At 32.9% G+C, this 14781-nt stretch carries 15 protein-coding genes; 8 read left to right on the top strand and 7 right to left on the bottom strand.

Translation table 11 applies throughout. The annotated features are described in order from the left end of the window. The first annotated feature begins 95 nt into the window (after positions 1-95). Complete coding sequence (locus tag ACHRVZ_RS04825) at positions 96-428, top strand: DUF6547 family protein (protein ID WP_395421048.1); 333 nt, start codon at positions 96-98, stop codon at positions 426-428. Positions 429-497: 69 nt separating this feature from the next. Further along, the gene (locus ACHRVZ_RS04830; protein ID WP_395421049.1) at positions 498-1334 is read left to right on the top strand and encodes a hypothetical protein; all 837 of its coding nucleotides are present in this window, start codon (positions 498-500) and stop codon (positions 1332-1334) included. A gap of 58 nt (positions 1335-1392) precedes the next feature. Here ACHRVZ_RS04830 and guaB read toward each other — a convergent pair whose 3' ends face one another. From guaB to ACHRVZ_RS04850, 4 genes are all read right to left on the bottom strand, one after another. After that, the gene (guaB, locus tag ACHRVZ_RS04835) at positions 1393-2865 is read right to left on the bottom strand and encodes an IMP dehydrogenase (protein ID WP_041519716.1); all 1473 of its coding nucleotides are present in this window, start codon (positions 2863-2865) and stop codon (positions 1393-1395) included. Positions 2866-3026: 161 nt separating this feature from the next. Beyond that, a complete protein-coding gene (locus tag ACHRVZ_RS04840) occupies positions 3027-4427 on the bottom strand; it encodes a DUF5723 family protein (RefSeq protein WP_395421050.1) in 1401 nt (466 codons plus the stop codon). Continuing rightward, positions 4424-4978, bottom strand: coding sequence for a hypothetical protein (locus tag ACHRVZ_RS04845; RefSeq protein WP_395421051.1), 555 nt, complete (start codon positions 4976-4978; stop codon positions 4424-4426). Before ACHRVZ_RS04845 ends, ACHRVZ_RS04840 begins: the two co-directional genes overlap by 4 nt. A gap of 82 nt (positions 4979-5060) precedes the next feature. After that, positions 5061-5927, bottom strand: a complete 867-nt coding sequence (locus ACHRVZ_RS04850) for a hydroxymethylglutaryl-CoA lyase (protein ID WP_395421052.1) — start codon at positions 5925-5927, stop codon at positions 5061-5063. Between the two features lie 183 nt (positions 5928-6110). On the opposite strand from ACHRVZ_RS04850, the gene ACHRVZ_RS04855 reads away from it, so the two are divergent. Continuing rightward, positions 6111-6722: a SatD family protein gene (locus tag ACHRVZ_RS04855; RefSeq protein ID WP_395421053.1), complete on the top strand. Its 612-nt coding sequence runs from the start codon at positions 6111-6113 to the stop codon at positions 6720-6722. Then, on the top strand, positions 6722-7435 hold the full coding sequence (locus ACHRVZ_RS04860) for a DUF3307 domain-containing protein (RefSeq protein ID WP_395421295.1): 714 nt from the start codon (positions 6722-6724) through the stop codon (positions 7433-7435). Before ACHRVZ_RS04855 ends, ACHRVZ_RS04860 begins: the two co-directional genes overlap by 1 nt. On the opposite strand, the gene ACHRVZ_RS04865 is transcribed toward ACHRVZ_RS04860, so the two are convergent. After that, the gene (locus ACHRVZ_RS04865) at positions 7421-8455 is read right to left on the bottom strand and encodes a quinone-dependent dihydroorotate dehydrogenase (protein WP_395421054.1); all 1035 of its coding nucleotides are present in this window, start codon (positions 8453-8455) and stop codon (positions 7421-7423) included. The genes ACHRVZ_RS04860 and ACHRVZ_RS04865 overlap by 15 nt on opposite strands. A 517-nt stretch (positions 8456-8972) precedes the next feature. Between ACHRVZ_RS04865 and ACHRVZ_RS04870 the strand changes: the two genes are divergently transcribed. The 4 genes from ACHRVZ_RS04870 to ACHRVZ_RS04885 all read left to right on the top strand — a co-directional run bounded on the left by ACHRVZ_RS04870 (position 8973) and on the right by ACHRVZ_RS04885 (position 13125). Beyond that, a complete protein-coding gene (locus ACHRVZ_RS04870) occupies positions 8973-9908 on the top strand; it encodes a DUF6515 family protein (RefSeq protein ID WP_395421055.1) in 936 nt (311 codons plus the stop codon). 103 nt (positions 9909-10011) lie between these two features. Continuing rightward, entirely contained in the window at positions 10012-11145 is a 1134-nt protein-coding gene (locus tag ACHRVZ_RS04875) for a formylglycine-generating enzyme family protein (RefSeq protein ID WP_395421056.1), read from the top strand. 113 nt (positions 11146-11258) lie between these two features. Continuing rightward, complete coding sequence (gene pepT, locus ACHRVZ_RS04880; protein ID WP_395421057.1) at positions 11259-12536, top strand: peptidase T; 1278 nt, start codon at positions 11259-11261, stop codon at positions 12534-12536. A 1-nt stretch (position 12537) separates the two neighbouring features. Continuing rightward, positions 12538-13125 (top strand): YdeI family protein, encoded by a 588-nt coding sequence (locus tag ACHRVZ_RS04885; protein ID WP_395421058.1) that lies wholly within the window; start codon positions 12538-12540, stop codon positions 13123-13125. A gap of 271 nt (positions 13126-13396) precedes the next feature. Here the strand turns inward: ACHRVZ_RS04885 and yajC are convergent, their stop codons facing one another. After that, positions 13397-13672 (bottom strand): preprotein translocase subunit YajC, encoded by a 276-nt coding sequence (gene yajC / locus ACHRVZ_RS04890; protein ID WP_395421059.1) that lies wholly within the window; start codon positions 13670-13672, stop codon positions 13397-13399. An 87-nt stretch (positions 13673-13759) separates the two neighbouring features. Then, on the bottom strand, positions 13760-14671 hold the full coding sequence (gene nusB, locus ACHRVZ_RS04895) for a transcription antitermination factor NusB (RefSeq protein WP_395421296.1): 912 nt from the start codon (positions 14669-14671) through the stop codon (positions 13760-13762). Between the last annotated feature and the right edge of the window lie 110 nt (positions 14672-14781).

The following is a 14781-nucleotide window of genomic DNA, read 5'->3' on the forward strand; positions in this document are numbered from 1 at the left end:
AATTAATTTGAGTAACTTTTCAATATTTTTAAAAGATTAAAACTACAATTAAGATTATAGAATCAAAACAATCGCTTGATGTTTTTGGAAAACTCTTGGTTAAAAACCTAAGAGATAAAGGAATTGGGAATGCTGAAACTCTTTTAAGTAATACCTCTAAAGCACCATCAAATTTAAAATTACAAACTGAAATTAATCAATTTAATGAATCACAAAAAGAACTGATTAAAGAAATTGTTGTTAAAAGTATAGATGTAGCAATTCACGATTTTCTTTTTTCATTACAAAAATTGGCTAATTTTGAAAACAATATTCAAATAACTGTAAATGGCGAAAATATCGTTGAACTTAGCGATGGTATTCATGGAGAATCTTATTCAGAAAATGGATGGAATGCCAAATTTAGCGAATATGGAGCAAAAGAATAAAATCACAAAGTTGTTTTAATTTCTTACTTTCGTTTTTAAATAAGTGGAAAATCCACATTAAAAACCATTATGAAAAAAAAATTTTTACTTCTTTTTATCTTCGCAACAGTTTTAAATTACGGACAGTCAAATCAGGTTTTAGACTTTAAATTAAGATTCTCTCCGCAAACTCGTTACGACCAAGCAACAAGTACTTCATCAGAATTTAAACTTACTTATGAAGGGTCTGAAGAACTTTTAGGTGCATTAAAAAGTCAAGGTGTAGAAAATCCAACTATAACAAAGACTTCAGCAGAAATGGAATCGGTTTTAAAAACTGGAAAAATCAACGCTGAAGGAAATTTTCCTGTTGTAATTGAATACTTAAAATCTGTAGATGCAAATGGAAAAACTATTATTCCAAACGGTACTCTTCTTTATGGAAGAGGATCGCTTACTGCTTTACCAAAATTAGATTCCATTGTTTCAAAAGGTCTTGACGAAACATTCAAAAATACTGTTTTTCAAATCGTACAAAGCACATTTGAACAGTTAGCTTTGCCAGAAAAAAAGTTAAAAGTTGGTGAATCATTTACACAAGATAACCCACTTAACATGCCTATTGGCGGATTAAACATTAATATGTCAATCAAAACAACATATCATTTAAAAGAAATTGTTGGCAAAAATGCTTTTTTTGATGTTGATCAGGTATATACTGCTAATGTTTTAGATGCTGATAAAAACAATATTAATGTTTCAGGAACTGGAACTGGGAAATTAACTTATGATATTCCAAACTATTTTACAAACGAAAACATCTTGGCTATGAAATTTAATTTTGACTTAAAAAAAGAAGATGTTACCGTAAAATTGAATATGACGAATACCTTTAAACAAAAAGCTACAATTAGTAAAATCAAATAAAACAAAAAGGCGTAAGATTTAATTCTTACGCCTTTTTGTTTTATAATAAAAGCTAAAATTATCTTGAATAATTTGGAGCTTCTTTTGTGATAGTTACATTATGTGGGTGACTTTCAGTAATTCCGCTTGACGTAATTCTAACAAAACGTCCGGTTTCTTGTAAAGTTGGAATATCTTTTGATCCACAATATCCCATTCCGGCGCGAAGGCCTCCAATAAACTGAAGCATACTTTCGTTCAATTCACCTTTGTAAGGAACACGACCAACAATTCCTTCCGGAACTAATTTTTTAACGTCGTCTTCAACATCCTGAAAGTAACGATCCTTAGACCCCGTTTGCATAGCTTCAACAGAACCCATTCCGCGGTACGATTTGAATTTTCTTCCTTCGAAAATAATTGTTTCTCCCGGAGATTCTTTTGTTCCTGCTAAAAGCGAACCTAACATTACACAGTCAGCACCTGCAGCGATTGCTTTAGGAATATCTCCAGTGTAACGAATTCCACCATCAGCGATAACCGGAACTCCAGTTCCTTTTATAGCTGCAGCAACTTCTAAAACAGCTGAGAATTGAGGAAAACCAACACCTGCAACGATACGAGTTGTACAGATAGAACCAGGTCCGATTCCAACTTTTACACCATCAGCACCATTTGCAACTAAATATTTAGCAGCTTCTGGAGTCGCAATGTTTCCAACAATTACATCTATTTGAGGGAATTTTGATTTTACTTCTTTTAATGTATTAACTACACCTTCTGTATGTCCGTGTGCTGTATCAATAATAATTGCATCTACTCCTGCAGCAACTAATGCTTCAGCTCTTTGAACTGCATCACCAGTAACTCCAATTGCAGCGGCTACTCTTAAACGACCAAAAACATCTTTATTTGCAATTGGTTTTTGAGTCAATTTAGTGATATCTCTAAAAGTAATTAAACCAACTAATTCATAGTTAGCATTTACAACAGGTAATTTTTCGATTTTATGTCCTTGCAAAACTACTTCAGCTTGTTCTAGTGAAGTTCCTTCAGCAACAGTAACTAAGTTTGTACTGGTCATTACCTCAGCAATTGGTTTTGCTCCGTTTTTCTCGAAACGCAAATCACGATTAGTAACGATTCCTTTTAGGATTTTGTTTTCGTCAACGATTGGGATTCCGCCAATTCCGAATTCTTTCATGGCATTTTTTGCATCTGCAATCGTAGAAGTCATTGGTAATGTTACCGGATCGATAATCATTCCTGACTCAGCACGTTTTACTCTTCTCACCTTCGCAGCTTGTTGCTCGATGGTCATATTTTTATGTAAAACACCAATTCCGCCCTCTTGTGCCATAGCGATCGCCATAGAACTTTCAGTAACAGTATCCATAGCAGCTGATACTATTGGAACGTTTAGCGTTATATTTCTTGAGAATTTTGATTTGATACTCACTTCGCGAGGAAGCACATTCGAGTAGTTAGGTACTAATAATACATCGTCGTAAGTTAAACCTTCGCCGATAATCTTGGAGTTGTGTGCTATCATGTTGCAATTTCTAGTTGAATTGCGTGCAAATATAGTGAATAAATTGGAAACTTGAATACTAACTTATTCATAAATTTATATTTACAGGAAAGATCTCACAATTAAATTTCATTTTTTATAAATTCAAAATTCCAACTTATGATTTAAATTCCACTCAAAAATTAATCTTCTGAATCGTGAAAAACAAAATTGAAACCAAACTGAAATGCTATACTATTGGCTTTTGAAACATCTTTGTACTCCAAAACATTATTGACAAGAAGGTACATATTGAGTTTTCCGAGTGTACCTGAAAGCCCTAAACCTATGTTTTTATCTGAATATGGATCGATTGTATAGGTGGCTTTAAAATCTAATTTATCGAATATGCTTCGTCTGTAAAAAGCAGTTAAAGCTACAAAAGGCTCCACTGGCATTGACATTGCAAATAATTGCCCTCCTACCGCATTGACGTATTTTCTGGTAACTTTTCCTTTACAATTACACTCTTCGTCAGAACGTGATTCTCCGAACGAATATTGAATTGAGGAATAAAATTTTGTTGGTCTCCAAGTCGTGTATTTATTGTAAAGTGTGTCACGAGGAATGGCTTTATCAAATTCGTCAAAAATATTTTTTGGCTCATTTGTTGAATCGAAACTAGGATTGACGCCTTCGTATTTGTATTCTCCTTTATATGTTAAGGTTTCTATATCTTTTGATTGTCTTATAAAACCCAGATCGACAACACTTGCGGTCAATTGAAGATTCTCTTTAATATAATAGGTAACTCCGGCATCGAGTCCTAAGCCTAAACTACCATTAAAAAAAGTATTGTGGGCAATATCACTGGGAATACTTCCTTCGTATTCATCTTTTGTAAAAGTTGCAATACCCGAGGTTCTAAGTTCCAAATTGGACGAAATCGTTTGGGTATACAAATTAGGTGTTCCTGCACTTTGTCCTGTATAAATAAATCCTGAATTTTTAGTTGATGTAGCATTTGCTCCACTTGAGTACAATTTTGCGCGACCGCCTAAAACAAGTTTTTCATTTAGTTTTTTATGAAACCCAACATGAAATACGGAAAGTGCTTCGGCTCTAAGATTTAAATCTCCTAAATTGAATGATTTGCCAATGTGATCTCTATTTCCGTCTAATGCTAATATAGCTTCATCTTTTGGTACGTACATTAAAAAATCAAATTCCTGATATACACCAAATGAAACATAAGATTGACTGTCTTTTCCTCCTACTCTGAAACCTCCGGAGAATAACTCAAGTTGCTGATTGACTTGTGCTTTGTCTTTGCTTGATGAATTATTAATGATGCTTCGGACTTTATCATTAAAATCGACTCCGTTTTTTGCAAATAAATCATATGCTGAAAAACTACTTGATCCTATATTGGCTGAAATTCCAGATAAAACAGGAACTCCAAAATAGTATTTATAGGAAACATCGGCACCTGGATTTACAAGTAATGATTGCGGAATTGCGGTGAAATTGTATAGTACTTCTTTGTTTTGGGCGAAACAAGTTAGCTGAAGAGCCAGCATGATTAGTAGGTATTTTTTTCTCATTCGATTACCATATATGCAGTTGCACTTGAACGTAATTTTAGACTTCCCGGACTATTTGCGCTTAATGGCGGACCTGGTGCCATTACAATCACAAAGCCAATTTTTGTAGATTGTTTTAATAAATCTAATCTTTGATTTTCAAATACTTCTGTGGGGTATTTTATAACATTTGAACTTCCTGAATATGCGGGAATTGTAAATCTTAAAGTTTGGAGAATTTGATTATTAGCGTTCAAGAGCAATACATTGAGAGTAAAAGCTCTATTTATGGTGTTTTCTAGTTCGAAATTAAATTCTGCTTTAGCAAGATTATCTCTAAAAAATTTCTCTTTAAAAGCATCAAAATCTTGTACATCAAATGGTATTTGCTGTTCCATACCATTATCAACAAATTGATTTGCAGCTACATCAAAATAAGCCAGATTGGCTACAAAAACAGGTTCTAATTTTAGATCTTTTAGTTGATCAAAATCCAGATCACTTGAACATGAAATGAATAACGTTGATAAAAGTACTATTCTAGAAATTCTCTTTACAAAGGTTTGTTTCATGGCTTATTTTATATCTAAATAATAAACAACGCTATTTTGTTATTACTTATTATCTGCTTTGATAGGTAAATATAGTTATTTCTTAATGAAATTTTCCAAACAATTTTGACGCTTCATTATAGGCACTTTCAAAACTTAGAGAGTTTAAGCCTGTTGTTTTTTTATTGGCTGTAAAATAAGAAATCAATTTTTCTGTAGGCATATTTCCTGTCAGTTTATCTGTTGCCATTGGGCATCCGCCAAATCCCTGAATTGCTCCATCAAAACGAGTACAGCCGGCCTTAGCTGCTGCATCAATTTTTTCGAACCAACTATTTGGTGTGGTATGTAAATGCGCTCCGAATTCAATTTCAGGATATTTTGGAATTAAATTGGAAAAAAGATAAGTAATCACTTCTGGCGTCGAACTTCCAACTGTGTCAGAAAGTGACAAAATTTTAACACCCATTCCCGCTAGTTTTTCTGTCCATTCGCCAACGATTTCAATGTTCCAGGGATCACCATAAGGATTTCCAAAACCCATTGAAAGATAAGTTACAACTTCTTTATTTTTTTTATCGGCAATCTCAAGAATTTCTTCGAGTGTTATTAAAGATTCAGCAATAGTTTTATGAGTATTTCGCATTTGAAAATTTTCAGATATAGAAAAAGGAAATCCTAAATACTGAATCGGTTCGTGTGCTGCTGCTAATGCCGCACCTTGTGTATTTGCAATTATTGCCAGCAATTTACTTGTGGTTTGCGACAAATCAAGTTGTGCCAAAACCTCGGCTGTATCTTGCATTTGCGGAATGGCTTTTGGAGATACAAAACTTCCAAAATCAATAGTATCAAAACCAACTCTAAGCAAAGCTTGTATATAAGAAACCTTGTTTTTAGTAGGAATAAAAGTTTTGATACCTTGCATAGCATCACGAGGACATTCGATAATCTTGATTTCTTTACTCAAAGCTTATTCTTTTATGAAGCTAAGTTAGTTTCTTTTTTAAAGAAATAAAAACTATAATTTTCATTAATTACATTATTACACAATATTGTAATAATACATAATATTACATAAAAGTGTAATAACTAAAAATATTACATATATTTGTAATAGTAAAGTTTATTTAATTTTAATTATATTTGATTTATGACAAGCGTAATTACAGGTGACATCATTGGGTCAAGACAACAAAAATCGAAAGATTGGGTTGAAGATTTAAAAAAAATCTTGTCTCCGTTTGGAGAAACACCAAGTCAATGGGAAGTTTACAGAGGAGACGAGTTTCAAATTGAAATTAAAACCCCTGAAGAAGCTCTCTTGTCTGCTATTCTAATCAAAGCGCGTTTAAAGGCATTAAAATTAGATGCGAGAATGAGTATTGGTTTTGGTGATAAGACGCATAATGCGGAGCGAATATCTGAAAGTAATGGTTCTGCCTTTATACATTCGGGAGAGCTTTTTGAAACTTTAAAAAAACAAAAAGTGACGTTAGCAATACGAACAGGCGATACAATTTTTGATGAGAAAATAAATTTAATGCTTCAGCTTGCTTTGACTTTTATGGACAATTGGCTCGCACAACCTGCCGACTTCGTAGCCATGGCAATTGAAAACCCTACTTTATCTCAAGAAGAACTGGGGCAAAAATTAGGAATTAATCAGGCAGCCGTGAGCCGAAGACAAAAACGAGCTCAGTTTGATTTGGTACTACATTTAGATCGTTATTTTAGAACACAAATAAAACAACTCAAAGTATGATGATTTTATTTATAAAACTACTTTTAGCACATTTATTAGGCGATTTTATATGGCAACCTAACTCTTGGGTTTCTCACAAGGAGGCTAAGAAACATAAAAGTATTTATTTATATCTTCATATTCTACTTCATGGAGTCCTGGCTGCAATTTTGGCTGGAGAAATTCAGTTTATACCTTATGCAGCTTTCATTGCCATTACACATGGTTTTATCGATTTAATTAAACTAAATTTTCAAACAAAGAAAACAAAACGTACTTGGTTTATCGCAGATCAAATTGCTCATATTTTGATATTAATTGGAGTTGTATTGATTTACAAGAATGAACCAATAACGTTACACGGATTTGGTAATCAATTTTGGATTCTGGTAACTGGAATTTTATTCATTACAAAACCTACATCCATTTTCATCAAAACTATTATTTCGATCTGGAATCCTGAAAGCCAGAATAGCAATCAGGATAATTCTCTCGCCAATGCCGGAAATTACATTGGCATATTAGAGCGTCTATTTGTATTCTGTTTTATCTTAACAGGACATTTTGAAGCGATCGGATTTTTGTTAGCCGCAAAATCTATTTTTAGATTTGGAGACTTAAAAGAAGCCAAAGACAGAAAACTGACTGAATATGTTTTAATTGGTACTTTAATAAGTTTTGGAACTGCTATCGTTACAGGATTAATTGTACACGGGCTTTTACAATTGCTCTAAAACTTTTTTATTAATTGCCTTTATCAAAGCTGGACCTTCATAAATAAAACCGGTATACAATTGCACCAAACTTGCTCCTGCATTTAATTTCTCGATCGCGTCATCTGCAGAGTGTATTCCTCCTACTCCAATAATTGGAAATGCTTTGTTACTTTTTTCAGACAGAAAACGAATTACTTCTGTTGAGCGTTTCGTTAACGGTTTCCCTGATAATCCACCCATTTCAGATTGATTTTCAGATTGCAATCCGTCTCTTGAAATAGTTGTATTTGTAGCAATTACACCAGCGATTTGGGTTGTTTTTACAATATCAATAATATCTAATAATTGCTCATTTGTAAGATCGGGAGCAATTTTCAATAGAATTGGTTTTATTTTCTGCGTGCTTGTTTTTTGTTTCTCTACATTTCTGTTTTGCAATGTTTGCAATAAAGCAGTCAAAGGCTCTTTATCTTGTAAAGCCCTTAAATTTGGTGTATTTGGAGAACTTACATTTACAACAAAATAATCGACATGATCAAACAAAGCATCAAAGCAAATGATATAATCATCAACTGCATTTTCGTTAGGCGTTACTTTGTTTTTTCCGATATTTCCACCAATCAAAACGCCTGAATTCTTTTTCAAACGTTCTACGGCTTCCAGAACTCCTCCATTATTAAACCCCATTCGGTTAATAATAGCCTGATCTTCTTTTAATCGGAATAAACGTTTTTTAGGATTCCCTTCCTGACCGACCGGAGTCACGGTTCCTATTTCTATAAACCCAAAACCGAAATCTGAAAGTTCTTTGTATAACTTGGCATCTTTATCAAATCCTGCAGCAAGACCAACGGGATTTTTGAATTTAATTCCAAAAACTTCACGCTCTAAACGTGTGTCTTTTACTTCATAAACTGATTTTATAATTGATGAAACTCCTGGGATTTTTGAAATGAATTTAACAAATGAAAAAGTAAAATAGTGTACTTCTTCTGGATCAAAACAAAAAAGTATCGGACGAATTATCAATTTATACATAAGAGTGTTGTGTGTTTTTTCGGTTGCAAATTTAATTATAAAACTTGAAAGTGTCTATAGGTTATAAAAAACAGTTTTGGTTATATCAATCGCACTTATTATATTTGTAAGAAAAATATTAAAATAATTTTATTTTTACTAAAAAGAAAACAATCTAAAAATACCACATAAAACCTTTTTAAACAAACAGTTAAAAACAAAAAAAAAGTCGTTTTTCAAATAATTATATTTTCATTTTACAATCTTCATTTCATATAAAAATTATTCTTTTTGCTTTTTTTATAAAAAATCTCTTTAAATAAAAACATATAACAATTGAATGTATTTACATTTTGCACATAAAACAAACAATCTATTAAACAAACTAGTGGCAAATTAGGTACTTCATTTCGTAATTCATCCTATAATTAAAAGAACAAATAACATAGAAATTGATCTGTCTCCAAAATGATTTTTTCTTTTTTTCGATAAATATTCTTATTTTTTTTATAATTTTAATAACCATAAAACACTGAAAATGAAAAGTATAAAAAAAAATCTTAGAAAAACAGCACTGATGTGCTTAGTGGGATCATTTTTTTTGATTTCAATTGATAGTATTGCACAACGCCGTGGCGGTGGTGCTCATAGAGGCGGCGCAGCAAAAGAAAGACCTGCAACTCAGTCAAGACCTGCTGTAAACAGATCTGAAGCTAATAATTCAGGAATCAAAAGATCTGCAAACAGACAAGGAACTAATGGTTCCGGAACAAAGGTTACACGACCTTCAAACAACGCAAATTCAAACACAATAAATCGAAATAATAACAACAACAGAAATACCAACATAAGTGGTAATACAATTAATAGAAATAACAACAATATAAATATTAACGTCAACAATAGCGTACATGTTCGTAACAATCGAAATACCGTTGTAAGACCCGGAGTAAGACCTTATGTACGCCCTCCTTATCATTATGGAGGTTATAGATACAACTGTTATCATCCTTACTACCCACGCCCTTATGCTCCTTTTTATTGGGGACCAGTTTGGCATCCTTGGGGATTTTTTGTTGCAACTCTAGCGGTTACAGCAATTGTAGTTAGTGTCGAAAATGAAAAATACCATTATGACCAAGGTGTTTGGTACACATCATCAAATGGAGGTTATACGGCGGTGCCCGCTCCAGTTGGAGGCACTGTAAACAACATACCGAGCGGCGCTGAAACCGTAAATACCGGAACGGTCAATAACTATTATTACGGTGGAACTTATTACGAAAAAGACGGTAGCAGCTATAAAGTTGTTGCACCAACCGCAGGAACTCTAGTAGACAAATTGCCCGAAGGCGGCGAAGAAGTTACTATTGGAGACGTAAAATATGTAAAATTTGGAGAAACTTACTATCAGCCTGTACAAGTTGATGGAAAAGACAAATACGAAGTGGTTAATGTTGAAAAAGACAAATAAAAGTATACTAACCATATAAAATAAATAGAACTTGATAAAGTTATTTTTTCTAACTTTATCCTTAATTAATTAACAACCACGATTTAGATTAAAAATAACTATAATGAAAAACAAAACCTACTGGATTTTTGCAATACTGACAATATCAATTATTTCAATTGCTTATGGCTACACTAAACTTATTGCTCCAAAACAAAATTTAGCAGCAATGGATTGTGCCGAAACACCAAATGCATCAGCAGAATCGGCATTTAAACCTACAATTGAAAATAAGAAAAAACCAGCCAGCAAAGCACCAAAAGGAATGGTATGGATTCCTGGAGGAGAATTTTCTATGGGAAGTAATGTTGAAGATGAAAGTTTATGCAGTTTAAAAGGTGTTACAAAAGATGCCGCACCAATTCATCGTGTATACGTGGATGGCTATTATATGGATGAAACCGAAGTTACTAATGAAGAATTCGCAAAATTTGTAAAAGCAACAGGATATATTACTGTCGCAGAACAAAAGCCAACTAAAGAAGAATTTCCAACCGCTGCAGAAGAAGATTTGGTTGCCGGATCAGTTATCTTTAGCCCAACTGCAGCAGCAGTAAATTTGAATAATTTTTTACAATGGTGGAATTATATAGGCGGAACTGATTGGAAACATCCTCTGGGGCCAGAAAGCTCTATAAAAGGAAAAGAAAAATATCCGGTGGTACATGTTGCATATGAAGATGCTGCAGCTTACGCAAAATGGGCCGGGAAAAGACTACCTACAGAAGCTGAGTGGGAATTCGCTGCCAGAGGTGGAAAAACCGGAGAAATCTACGCTTGGGGAAATACTTTAAAACCAAACGGGAAGTTTCAAGCCAATATTTACCAAGGACATTTCCCGATTAAAGATGGAGATACCGGCGAAGACGGTTTTAAAGGAATTGCACCTGTAAAACAATACGCACCAAACTCTTACGGATTGTATGATGTGGCAGGAAATGTATGGGAATGGACAAACGACTGGTACAGTAACACATATTATGATACTTTAAGTAAAAATGGTGTAGCCAAAAATCCACAAGGACCTGATTCCAGCAATGATCCATCAGAGCCGGATCAGCCTAAAAAAGTACACCGCGGTGGCTCATTTTTATGTACTGATCAATATTGTACCCGTTATATGGTTGGAACCAGAGGAAAAGGCGAAGTACGATCTGCAGCTAATCATCTTGGGTTTAGATGCGTAAAAAGTATCTAAACAGGAAACAATAATAATAAAAAAGGATTCTGAACAGAATCCTTTTTTTATGGTGATAAATCACAAATATATTGGCTTAAAAAAATGCCTATATTTGCTAAAAAATTAAAGAAATGCAACATATTATAGATCGTTTTATTAGTTATGTAACTATTGATACCGAATCAGACCCAAATTCACAAACAACGCCTAGTACTGAAAAACAATGGAATCTTGCCAATAAATTAGTTGAAGAATTAAAATCAATTGGTTTAGAAGATGTTACTATAGATGATAAAGCCTATATCATGGCAACTTTACCAAGTAATGTGGAACACGAAGTTCCGACAATAGGTTTTGTTTCGCATTTTGATACTTCACCAGATTTTAGTGGTGCTAATGTAAAACCACAAATTATTGAGAATTACGACGGGAAAGATATCATCTTAAACGCCGAAAAAAACATCGTTTTGTCTCCTGGTTATTTCAAAGATTTATTACAATACAAAGGACAAACTATCATTACTACTGACGGAACTACTTTATTAGGAGCCGATGATAAAGCTGGAATTACTGAAATTGTTTCGGCAATGGAGTACCTAGTTCAGCATCCTGAAATTAAACACGGAAAAATCAGAATTGGTTTTACTCCAGATGAAGAAATTGGTCGCGGTGCACATCATTTTGATGTTGAAAAATTTGGCGCTCAATGGGCATACACTATGGATGGAAGCCAGATTGGCGAATTAGAATATGAAAATTTTAATGCGGCAGGAGCTAAAATCATTTTCAAAGGAAAAAGCGTTCATCCTGGTTACGCCAAAGGAAAAATGATCAATTCGATGTTGATTGCCAACGATTTCATCAATGAACTTCCAAAAGGAGAAACTCCACAGGAAACAAAAGGTTATGAAGGTTTTTTCCATGTTCACCACTTAACAGGAAATATAGAAGAAACTGTTTTAGAATTAATTATTCGCGATCACAACAAGAAGAAATTCGAAAAAAGAAAAGATCTAATTGGAAAAATCGCAAAAAAAATAAATAAAAAATTCGCTAAACAATTTGGTGAAGATATTGTAATTGCTGAAGTAAAAGATCAGTATTATAATATGAAAGAAAAGGTGCTTCCGGTAAAACATATCGTTGATATTGCCGAAAAAGCCATGAGAGAATTAGATATTAAACCTATCATAAAACCAATTCGTGGCGGAACTGACGGATCGCAATTGTCATTCATGGGATTACCTTGCCCAAACATTTTTGCAGGTGGTCATAACTTTCATGGAAAATACGAATACGTACCGGCAGAAAGCATTCAAAAAGCTACAGATGTAATTGTAAAAATTGCTGAATTAACAGCAATTCCAGGTATTTTTGATGTAGCTGAAAAACCTAATAGAAAAAAATAAATTGGAACCAACTTCTGATAAAAAACACGTTTGGGACAAAGTAAACAATTGGGAAGAAGAACTTCTTTTCCTGAAATCTATTATTGATAAAACTGAACTCGTTGAAACCATAAAATGGGGTGGCCCTGTTTATGTCTACAACAACAAAAACGTAATCGGAATTGGCGGTTTTAAAGATTATTTTACGATTTGGTTTTTTAATGGCGTTTTCCTGAAGGATGATAAAAAAAGACTTATCAACGCTCAGGAAGACAAAACAAAATCCTTGCGTCAATGGCGATTTACATCAAAAGAAGACGTAAATGAAGCTGAAGTTTTAGAATATATTCTAGAAGCGATTGAGAACGAAAAACAAGGAAAAGTCATAAAACCAACTAAAAAAGAAGCTATAATTTCTGAACTTCTTCAAAAAGAAATGGATAAAAATCCAATTCTAGCTGAAGCTTTTCAAAAATTCAGTCCTTATAAACAATATGAGTTTCTCGAATATATTGAAACTGCTAAACAAGAGAAAACAAAATTATTAAGAATCGAAAAAGTGATTCCGATGATTTTAGGGAATATTGGGCTGAATGATAAATACAGGTAAATTTAAATTCCTTTTTTATTTCAAAACAAAACCTTTTTCAAAGTTTTAAACTTTGAAAAAGGTTTTTCTTTATAATCAAACTATTATCATTTCGACCGAAGGGAGAAATCACACAAGAAACTCTGCAATACGCTTTACCAATCTTTGTCGATCAGCGAGTGTAATTTCTCCCTTCGGTCGAAATGACAATACTTTCCGCAAAAAAAAATCCCAAATTCTAAATTAGAATTTGGGATTTATCCCGAGGCTTCGGGATTGTATTTAAAAAAAATTATGCTTTTTTATTCAAAGCAGCACTCATTTCCATAGAAATAGCTGAACGCTCAATTTTTAATTTTCCAGACATTGTTTCAATAATAACACTTGTTTCACCAAGTTCAACTACTTTACCGTGAAAACCACTTTTTGTAATTATTTTATCACCTACTTTCAGGCTGCTTTCAAATTCTTTTTCGTTTTTTGCTCTTTTTTGTTGTGGTCTGATCATAAAGAAATAGATTACCACGAACATCAATAGAAATGGCGCAAATTGAGTTAATTGTCCCATAATTTAAATTCTGTTTTTTGATTTATTATTAATATTTTACTCTTTGACTTCGCTCAGAGTGACATAAAGTTGAAATTTATTTAAAAATTACATTAAACCTCTACCAACTTTAATCATCTTTTTATTAGCAGTAAGTTCTTTTACAAGATTATCTAAAATTCCGTTGATAAAAATACTACTTTTTGGTGTAGAATACTCTTTCGCAATTTCTAAATATTCGTTAAGAGTTACTTTTACTGGAATTGAAGGGAATTTCAAGAACTCACAAATTGCCATTTTAAGAATGATTGTATCAATTTCGGCAATCCTTTCACTATCCCAGTTTGGTGTTTTATCGTCATATTCTTTTGCTAAAACAGATTCATTTAAAACTGTTCTTCTGAACAAATCTTTTGCAAAATCTTTATCTTCAACATCTTTGTACAATTTTGGCACTCTAAAATCGTCCGGATCTTGTGTTTTAATTGCTTTTAACTGCTTAATAATGTGTGTATTTACAACCGGAATATCATCAACCCATGTTAATTTATCGTCTTCTAAATACTCATATAATTTTTCATTTGGAACAATTACTTCAGCAAACAAATCAATTACAAATTGTCTGTCTTCTTCGAACGTATTTGTTGTAGTGCTCATGTATTTTACATACAAATCACTTGCCTTAATATCATTTAAAAGTAAAATGATATAATCATCATTTAAAGACCAGTTGTTGATTTTACGATTTTCTAAAGCAATACTAAGCGAATTACTTTCGGCAAGAAGTTGAAAAATTTTATTATTGATAAATTTTTCATTTGGATTACGTTCTGCAGCAGTTGCAAGATGTTTTTTACTTGAAAGATGTAAAAAAACAGATTCTTTTTTGCAAATTTCAATCAATGAAGAAAGCATTATAAGATATAAGTCCTGAATATTATCAATGCTGTAAAAAAGAAATTTCTCTTCTTTTTCCATATTATCAGAACCGCTCTGATGCATTGCATAAATGGATTGCATTACTTTAACGCGTATGTGTCTTCTATTTACCACCTTGTAAGAACATTTAAAAATTAGTCTGCAAAAATAGGAATTTCGCAGTTGATATTAAAATTAATTCGTAAAAAAGT

This window comes from Flavobacterium sp. FlaQc-57 (genome assembly GCF_044007395.1).
Lineage (GTDB): Bacteria > Bacteroidota > Bacteroidia > Flavobacteriales > Flavobacteriaceae > Flavobacterium.

What these genes read in the sequence shown, in the direction of transcription:
- ACHRVZ_RS04875 (WP_395421056.1), top strand. Translation starts at nt 10,012, where the DNA reads ATGAAAAACAAAACCTACTGGATTTTTGCAATACTGACAATATCAATT.
- ACHRVZ_RS04865 (WP_395421054.1), bottom strand. Translation starts at nt 8,455, where the DNA reads ATGTATAAATTGATAATTCGTCCGATACTTTTTTGTTTTGATCCAGAA.
- ACHRVZ_RS04870 (WP_395421055.1), top strand. Translation starts at nt 8,973, where the DNA reads ATGAAAAGTATAAAAAAAAATCTTAGAAAAACAGCACTGATGTGCTTA.
- ACHRVZ_RS04845 (WP_395421051.1), bottom strand. Translation starts at nt 4,978, where the DNA reads ATGAAACAAACCTTTGTAAAGAGAATTTCTAGAATAGTACTTTTATCA.
- ACHRVZ_RS04855 (WP_395421053.1), top strand. Translation starts at nt 6,111, where the DNA reads ATGACAAGCGTAATTACAGGTGACATCATTGGGTCAAGACAACAAAAA.
- yajC (WP_395421059.1), bottom strand. Translation starts at nt 13,672, where the DNA reads ATGGGACAATTAACTCAATTTGCGCCATTTCTATTGATGTTCGTGGTA.
- pepT (WP_395421057.1), top strand. Translation starts at nt 11,259, where the DNA reads ATGCAACATATTATAGATCGTTTTATTAGTTATGTAACTATTGATACC.
- ACHRVZ_RS04830 (WP_395421049.1), top strand. Translation starts at nt 498, where the DNA reads ATGAAAAAAAAATTTTTACTTCTTTTTATCTTCGCAACAGTTTTAAAT.
- ACHRVZ_RS04840 (WP_395421050.1), bottom strand. Translation starts at nt 4,427, where the DNA reads ATGAGAAAAAAATACCTACTAATCATGCTGGCTCTTCAGCTAACTTGT.
- nusB (WP_395421296.1), bottom strand. Translation starts at nt 14,671, where the DNA reads ATGCAATCCATTTATGCAATGCATCAGAGCGGTTCTGATAATATGGAA.
- guaB (WP_041519716.1), bottom strand. Translation starts at nt 2,865, where the DNA reads ATGATAGCACACAACTCCAAGATTATCGGCGAAGGTTTAACTTACGAC.
- ACHRVZ_RS04860 (WP_395421295.1), top strand. Translation starts at nt 6,722, where the DNA reads ATGATTTTATTTATAAAACTACTTTTAGCACATTTATTAGGCGATTTT.